The organism is Candidatus Gracilibacteria bacterium, assembly GCA_010119145.1.
GTDB lineage: Bacteria > Patescibacteriota > Gracilibacteria > BD1-5 > UBA6164 > JAACSU01.
The window spans coordinates 1-8,031 of the sequence record JAACSU010000016.1; the positions used below are offsets into that span (position 1 = coordinate 1).

Annotated in this window: 8 protein-coding genes; all 8 read left to right on the top strand. The window is 29.6% G+C overall.

Features of this window, described 5'->3' with window-relative positions:
- Positions 1–247 precede the first annotated feature (247 nt).
- The 8 genes from GW846_06230 to GW846_06265 all read left to right on the top strand — a co-directional run bounded on the left by GW846_06230 (position 248) and on the right by GW846_06265 (position 7,224).
- Positions 248–721: a hypothetical protein gene (locus tag GW846_06230; GenBank protein NDK10342.1), complete on the top strand. Its 474-nt coding sequence runs from the start codon at positions 248–250 to the stop codon at positions 719–721.
- A 131-nt stretch (positions 722–852) separates the two neighbouring features.
- Complete coding sequence (locus GW846_06235; GenBank protein ID NDK10343.1) at positions 853–1,902, top strand: FRG domain-containing protein; 1,050 nt, start codon at positions 853–855, stop codon at positions 1,900–1,902.
- A gap of 4 nt (positions 1,903–1,906) precedes the next feature.
- Positions 1,907–2,407, top strand: a complete 501-nt coding sequence (locus tag GW846_06240) for a hypothetical protein (GenBank protein NDK10344.1) — start codon at positions 1,907–1,909, stop codon at positions 2,405–2,407.
- A gap of 161 nt (positions 2,408–2,568) precedes the next feature.
- Positions 2,569–2,982, top strand: coding sequence for a hypothetical protein (locus GW846_06245; GenBank protein NDK10345.1), 414 nt, complete (start codon positions 2,569–2,571; stop codon positions 2,980–2,982).
- 162 nt (positions 2,983–3,144) lie between these two features.
- Complete coding sequence (locus GW846_06250; GenBank protein NDK10346.1) at positions 3,145–3,849, top strand: endonuclease/exonuclease/phosphatase family protein; 705 nt, start codon at positions 3,145–3,147, stop codon at positions 3,847–3,849.
- A 162-nt stretch (positions 3,850–4,011) separates the two neighbouring features.
- A complete protein-coding gene (locus GW846_06255) occupies positions 4,012–4,764 on the top strand; it encodes a hypothetical protein (GenBank protein ID NDK10347.1) in 753 nt (250 codons plus the stop codon).
- A 175-nt stretch (positions 4,765–4,939) separates the two neighbouring features.
- Positions 4,940–5,752, top strand: coding sequence for a hypothetical protein (locus tag GW846_06260; GenBank protein ID NDK10348.1), 813 nt, complete (start codon positions 4,940–4,942; stop codon positions 5,750–5,752).
- 188 nt (positions 5,753–5,940) lie between these two features.
- Positions 5,941–7,224 (top strand): amidohydrolase, encoded by a 1,284-nt coding sequence (locus GW846_06265; protein NDK10349.1) that lies wholly within the window; start codon positions 5,941–5,943, stop codon positions 7,222–7,224.
- Positions 7,225–8,031: the final 807 nt, after the last annotated feature.

The following is an 8,031-nucleotide window of genomic DNA, read 5'->3' on the forward strand; positions in this document are numbered from 1 at the left end:
AATTAACTAAAATAGAAAATTCCGACTTAAAAAGCCAACTGCCAACACCTTATAAAATTTATGCTTACATTTGAACTAGAACAACCAATAAACATTCAATAATAATTTTGCTTCGGCCGAAAAATCTCCGATGTTGAAGTCGCACAAATCTTATAAAAACTCGTTGTGTGTCATTAAGAAAAAAGTAAAATAAGTGAGTAAAAAGAATCTAATTGAAAAGAATGCAAGTGAAATTCGTGGAGGAATTTTGAATAGCGCACTTGAAGTTGAGAATGAATTGACTGAATCAATTGGTTATTTATACTCAAAAAGAAATGATGAATTTTCTCATTTTAAATTGGTTGAGGACATAATTTCGGATTTGACTTTTGATAAAAAAATCAGTATTTTAAAAAAGAGTATTGACTTTGATTTTGGCATTTTTAAAAAATATAAATCCATAATAAAGGATTTAAACGACATCAAAGAAATTAGAAATCAAATTGCGCATAGAAATATTTCATATCCTTGGATTTTTGACGAAGATGATATTGATGAAAACGATTATAACTTTCTAACAAAAAATTATGTTGATTGGAAAGAAAAATGTGATTTTCAAAAACATGGGAAAGAAAACTTTTCATTCTCGCTAGCGGATTTGGAAAGTTATCAGAAAAAGTGTGAATTAATAATAATTATTTTACGTGTCGGAGTCGGAGAATTAATCTCAACAAAAAAATAACACCAAACAACACCGGCTATAGTTAATTGCTTCTGACTTTCCTTGCAGAAAGTCCTTGCAAATTTGCTATCTTCGGTTTACGGCGTAAAATCCTCGCGGATTTTCACGCAACGAAACCATAGCCAAACACTTTGCCTATAATTATCAGAAAAACAAACTACAAAAGATTAGCAGTAGAGATGAATATAAATTCAACATCACAAGCATTAACATATTTGTATCAATTATCACTGAATCAAACCAGTTTTAGATTTAGAGGACAAGCAGATAAATCATGGCCAATAAAACCTTCAATCTACAGATATTCTGACTTTAAAAGGTATCAGACAACTTTTTATGAGAAACAAATTTTATCTGCAAAACCTCATAAAGCATCTCCTCCATTAACACAAACTGAATATGATTTGGAATGGCTTATGCTTTGTCAACATTATGGTATTCCCACTAGATTAGTAGATTGGTCAACAGAAATACTTTCTGCCCTATTTTTTGCTTGTCACGGTAATAAAGAATTGACAAAAGACGGTGCATTATACATATGTAAACAAAGTGATTATCAACTATACTCAAATTATGACGAAAGTCTTACTGAAAATCAGGAATTAGCATTTGTGAGTACTTATGTGCTAAATCCACGAATGCGAAATCAATCAGGTTGTTTTATGATGTGGGGACATTCTCCTAAAGATAATTCAACTGAAACATATGATCTTCAGGAATATCAAGAACAATTGGGCACATCTTTTTTCTTTGAAAAACTTATTATTCCATCAGAATCAAAGAAAAAAATATTAAAGGAATTAAAATTATACTATTCGATAGCTTACGATAGTATTTATTTAAAAAATGGATATTTAGAAACTAAATATGGGAAAGGTTTCAAAGATCTCAAAGAAATTGCTAGACAGGTTACACTTCATTTGACAGATGCTGACAAATTAACTGAAGAACAAAACAACAACATCATAAAAATGTCGAGAGGAATAGACCGTACAAATATGTTTGGAAACTGTATTAATCTGAGAAAAGTATGAAAAACGCCTTACAACAGCGTATATAACTTATGGCTGGGGAAAGTGATAAATTCAAGCTTTGTGCTTTTAAGTAAATTTGTTGCAAGCCGAAAAGAAAGTGCTTCTAATCACGCACTACGCTTATACTTGACCGTTGGCAAACATTAAAAAAATGAGAATATTAATAACAATAATTGGACTTCTACTCTACGTTACTGCTTTTTCACAAACAGAAAAAGATTGTGTTTTTAATAATGATTACAAGGGATTAACAACTGAATGGTTGACTAAATTAGGAAAGACAGATTTTCATTGGAATGCAGATTCTAATCAAGCAGAAATCTATTCTAAGCAAGACACTATTTTTGTTTCAAAAGGAGGTTGTGTACATTTTGGAATATCAGTCGAATTAAGACTTAGTGAAGACCCACACACAATTAATGACTCTGAATATTGGCTAAATAAAGCATTAACTTTAGCAACGGATTTTGATTTCAAATATTACAAAAAAATGATTCAGGAAAATAGCGTAAACCGAGTAGAAAACAAAAAAAACATAGTTTGGTTTGAGATAGAAGATGATAATTTAGCTGATAATTTATATTACAATGGAATAGAAATAAATTTGGAGATGAAAACAAAAGTAATAAGACTGAGTCAATATTATAATTAAAAATAAACGTTTGTCAACACCCCATAAAATTTATGCTTACATTTGGACTAGCAGAAACCGACAAACGTTCAATAATAGTATTGCTTCGGCCGAAAAATCTCCGATGTTGAAGTCGCACAAATCTTATAAAATCACGTTGCCCACAAGTTCGGAAAAAAACTATGAAAAAGGATTTTAAAACTAAATATCTATTGATTATAATATTCATTATTGGATTGATTTTATTCGCTCTGACAAAATTCTATTTTAGAAAGCTGAATATAGAAAATGACTCGATTAAATTTATTCTTGGAATTGCTCCAAATTTTATTGCAGCATTGATTATTTCAATTTCATTATTATTTGATTATGATAAAATTGAAACCGAAAAATTAACACAGTTCGACAGAAAGTTTAAACTCATTCTGATTGGAATTTTAATACTATTTATAATTGAGGAATATTTTCCGATTTTTTCAAATTCAAAAACAACTGATTTATTTGATATTTTAGCTTCAATGATTGGATTGATTATTGGATATTCAATTTACTCATTGATTAGAGAAAAAAGATTATTAGTTAAAACGATTGAATAAAAAACCTGCACACAACACCCCATAAAATTTATGCTTACATTTGAACTAGTACAAACCGACAAACATTCAATAAAAATAGGGCTACGGCGGAAAAATCTTCGATTTTTACGTCGCACAAATCTTATAAAAACTCGTTGGCGTGCATTAAAAAATTGAACTAAATTGAAAATATTAACTTGGAATTGTAATGGAGCATTAAGAAAAAAATTCGGGAATCTTTCTGAATTTAACGCTGACTTATATATAATTCAAGAGTGTGAAAATCCTGCAGAAACCAAACATAAGGAATACAATGATTGGGCGGAAAATTATTTATGGATTGGAGATACAAAAAATAAAGGAATTGGAATTTTTGCTTCTAAAAATCTAGAATTAAGAAAACTAAATTGGTCGAATTCATTTAAAGACCATAATGTAAAACATTTTTTACCTTGTTCAGTAAATGGAACATTTGACTTATTAGCTGTATGGAATCATAGCAATAATTCACCAACTTTTGGTTACATCGGACAATTATGGAAATATATTCAAGTAAATAAAACACACTTGAACAATTCAATAATTATTGGAGACCTAAATAGCAATGCAATTTGGGACAAATGGGACAGATGGTGGAATCATTCAGACGTTGTGAACGAGCTAAAAGAAATTGGAATAGAAAGTTTTTATCATAAATACAGAAGTGAAGAACAAGGAAAAGAAACCCAACCGACTTTTTTCCTTCACAGAAATAAAGAAAAATCATATCATATTGACTATATTTTTGGTGGCAGAGAATTTTCAAACCGACTGAAAAAAGTTGAAATTGGAGAAATTAATAAATGGCTACAAATTAGTGATCATTTACCTATGATTTGTGAATTTTAGAAAATAGAAAAATAAAATAACGACACGCCAACACCGTATATAATTTATGCTTAAATTTGAACTAGTAGAAAATTGCAAACACTCAATAAAAATATTGCTACGGCGGAAAAATCTCCAATTTTTACGTCGCACAAATCTTATAAAAACTCGTTGCCACCAATTATGAAAAAGATTCTATACATATTGATATTCCTTTTTTCGATTGGAATTTTTGCGTGTGATTGTGGTGAACCTTCTATAACAGAAAAATATATTCAATCAGATTTTGTTGCAAATGTGACAATTTTGAAAATTTATCCTAATCAAAAAGGAAAACAAGTATACAGAGCAGACATTAAGATTAATGAACTATTCAAAGGAGAGATTTTAAAATCAATCTATGTTTATGGTCGGAGTGATAATAGAATTGGAACATCTTGTGATATTTTCATTCCTGAGAATACAACCTTAATTGCATATGCCCGAAAAAATAATGATGGAAATTTTGAAATTGGAATGTGTTCAGGTTTACTTTATTTGAACAAAACTAATCAGAAACGACAAGAACGAGAATTAGAAATATTAAAAACATTTAAGTCCAAAAATATAAATTTTACAGATAAAATAAGTTATCGAGAAAAAGGAAAACTTCATAAAAATTTGGAGCAATTCAAAGGAGTTGAAATCAATAAAACTTATGGAATTTATGAAATAGTTTTCGAGTCTGATTTGACAATTAAAATTGTGACAGAAATAAGCGGTTTTGGAAATCCGACAGACCAAAAACTGATAGAAATTATTGAGAAAACTGAATGGTCGAGTTTTAACAACGGAATAAATGACAAAGTTCCCGAAAACAGTAAATTATTAATCGGAATTTATTATTATCCTAAAGAAAAAGGAAATCCGAGTTTTTTAAGTCAATATTATCTCTAAAATAACTGGTGGCAACACCGTATATAATTTATGCTTACATTTGAACTAGTACAAACCGACAAACATTCAATAAAAATAGGGCTACGGCGGAAAAATCTCCGATTTTTACGTCGCACAAATCTTATAAAATCACGTTGGCACATTAAAAATCACATTTTAAATTAAAATAATAAAAATGATAAAAACCCTTTTGACAAGTTTAGTAATTGGAATTATAAGTTTTAATACTTATGCACAAACTAAACAAGAAACAGTTGCCTTACTATTAGAGAAAACAGGAGCAACAGCTGAAATTAAACAATTTGACGCAATATTTGATGCTAAAATCAATGAGAAAACTACATCATTTGAGAACAAAGAAGATTTTCAGAAATTTTCAAAAATAATGAAGTCTGGATTTAATGCTGAAAATGCTGAAAAATATTTTAAGGAATATTTAGTTAATAATTCAAATGAAGACAGTCTACAAAAAACAATCATTATGTATCAAAATCCAATATTTAAGGAAATGATTAAGATTGAACTTAGGGCGAATAATCCTGCTAATCAACAAGAAAAAATGACTTTTTTCCAAAATATGAAGAGTAATCCACCTTCTCAAGAAAGAATTCAACAGTTAACCAATTTGAATAATGAACTTGAGACTTCTAAAATGACAGTTACAATGTTGAAGAATATTATTTTCTCAATGGCAAATGGTGCTAATTTAGGACAACCTAAGGAAAAACAAATTTCAGAAAAAGAGCTGAAAACTAAATTACAATCAGTTCTACCCGAAAATTTTTCAGAGCAAATGACTAATCAACTAATTGCATTGTCAATTTACACTTATAAAGATGTTAGTGACCGTGATTTGTCAGAATATATTGACTTATGGAGTTCTCCAATTGGCAAGTATTATACCAATTTAGTATTTGATGCATATGACTATTCTTTCTCTAAAATGGGTGAGATTATAGGTAAATCATTTAAGGAATTAGAAAAGTAGAGAAATTTAAAGATTGAAAAAACGTGTGCCAACACCTCATAAAATTTATGCTTAAATTTGATTTAGTACAAACTGACAAACATTCAACTAAAATTTGTTTCGGCGGAAAAATCTCCGATTTTTACGTCGCACAAATCTTATAAAAACTCGTTGTGCATAATGCAGGGCAACCGAACAAACATCGAAATATGAAATTAAAAAAATACCTTATATTATTAGTTTTATTATTTAGTATTCTAATCTCTTGTAAATCATCAGATAAAAAGACCGTCCACCAAAATATAGAAAAACAGACAAACGAAATTTTCGATAGTTTAGTTGAAATTAGAAGAAATTTCCACCAACATCCCGAACTGGCTGGAAATGAAAAAAGAACTTCTAAAATTATTTCGGAATATTTATCGAATTTAGGATTAGAAGTTAAAACAGGTGTCGCAGGTTATGGTGTCGTTGGAATCCTAAAAGGTGGAAAAGAAGGAAAAAATATTGCTTGGCGAGCTGATATGGATGCTCTACCAAATGATTTTCCTGACGAAGTATCATATAAATCAAAAAATAAAGGAATACAACACGGTTGCGGTCACGATGTTCATATGGCAATTGGACTTGGAATAGCACAAGTATTATCTAAAAACAAAGAATCAATTAAAGGCACATTATATTTCATATTTCAACCAGAAGAGGAGACTTTTGTTGGTGCGAAAAATATGGTTAACAGCAGTCTATTTTCAGAAATGAATATTGACGAAATATATGCATTACACGTAACTGCGTTGCCAGTAGGTCAGATAATGGTTAAACCAAACGAACTATATGCTTACCAAAAACGAATACAGATTAAATTCAATGATAAGTTTTCAAAAGAAGATGCCGGAATTTTATACAATCATATAAGAAGTGAAATTCTACGAAAAAAAGATGGAGCAAATCCTTGGGAAATTCCAAAGGCATTTGATTCTATAATTGGATTAAGTAATCCAAATACTATTTTCAAAGATTATCTTTTTATGGAGGAAAATTTCGTAATCGAAGAAGACAACAATCAACTTGACATAAAAGCTTATCTCTACGAAACCAATAAGTCAAATTTGCCGAATATTTTACCGAAAATTGAGGAAATAATTAGTAAATCAGAATACAAAGATAAATTCATCTCGACATCATTTATTCAAGAAAACCCAACAGTATTAAATGATAAGCTATTAACTGAAAATGCAATTAATACTCTGACAGATATTTATGGCAGTAAATCTGTTGTGATGAATTATGGACAAATTCCATATTTCAACGATGACTTCTTTTACTTTCAACAAAAAACATCTGGAGTGTATTTTTTGTTGGGTGGTTCAAATCTTGAAAAAGGAATTAATGCTATGAATCACGCACCGAATTTTGGAGTTGATGAAGAATGTATAAGAGTTGGAGTGAAATCTTTTTCATCATTGATTTTGGAAAGAACCAATAGTGAATAAAGCACTATGCACAACACCTCATAAAATTTATGCTTACATTTGAACTAACAGAAACCGACAAACATTCAACAAAAATAGGGCTACGGCGAAAAAATCTCCGATTTTTACGTCGCACAAATCTTATAAAAACTCGTTGGCAACAAGCTGAAAAAAATAAATGCTAAAAGAAAATCGAAAACTAATCTTATTAATTCTCACCGTAGTTCTGACTTTTATTATCGGAGTTTGGTTTGAATTGGACTATCGGATTTTGACTCGCAGAACGTTAAAATACTTGGCGGATTATAAACTCGAATTTTATGGCGGAAAAGAATTTAGGATATTTGAAACGGACATTGCTTTCATTCTGACTTTAATTCCAATCGGATTTTATTTCACATCTCGAAAAGTTAGTTCTCTGAAAAAAATAATCGGACTGAATTTAATCTATCTGATTTTAATTCCGATTTTTTACTGTCTTTTTTGTTATCTCGAAAGTCAGTTTATAGATATAACTATGACTAATCCAATAATGAGTGATGGAATTTTAAAATATCATCAAAATAACGTGAATTATAGAATGATTTTATTTTTAACAATAATTTCGACTTTTATCAGCGGAATAATCTTTAAGAAAATAACAAACGAAAAAAAGCCAGTTGCCAACACCTCATAAAATTTATGCTTAAATTTGAACTAGCAGAAACCGACAAACATTCAATAAAAATATTGCTTCGGCGGAAAAATCTCCGATTTTTACGTCGCACAAATCTTATAAAATCACGTTAGCCAAAATACGACCGCTGAAAAATGCTATGATAAATAAAC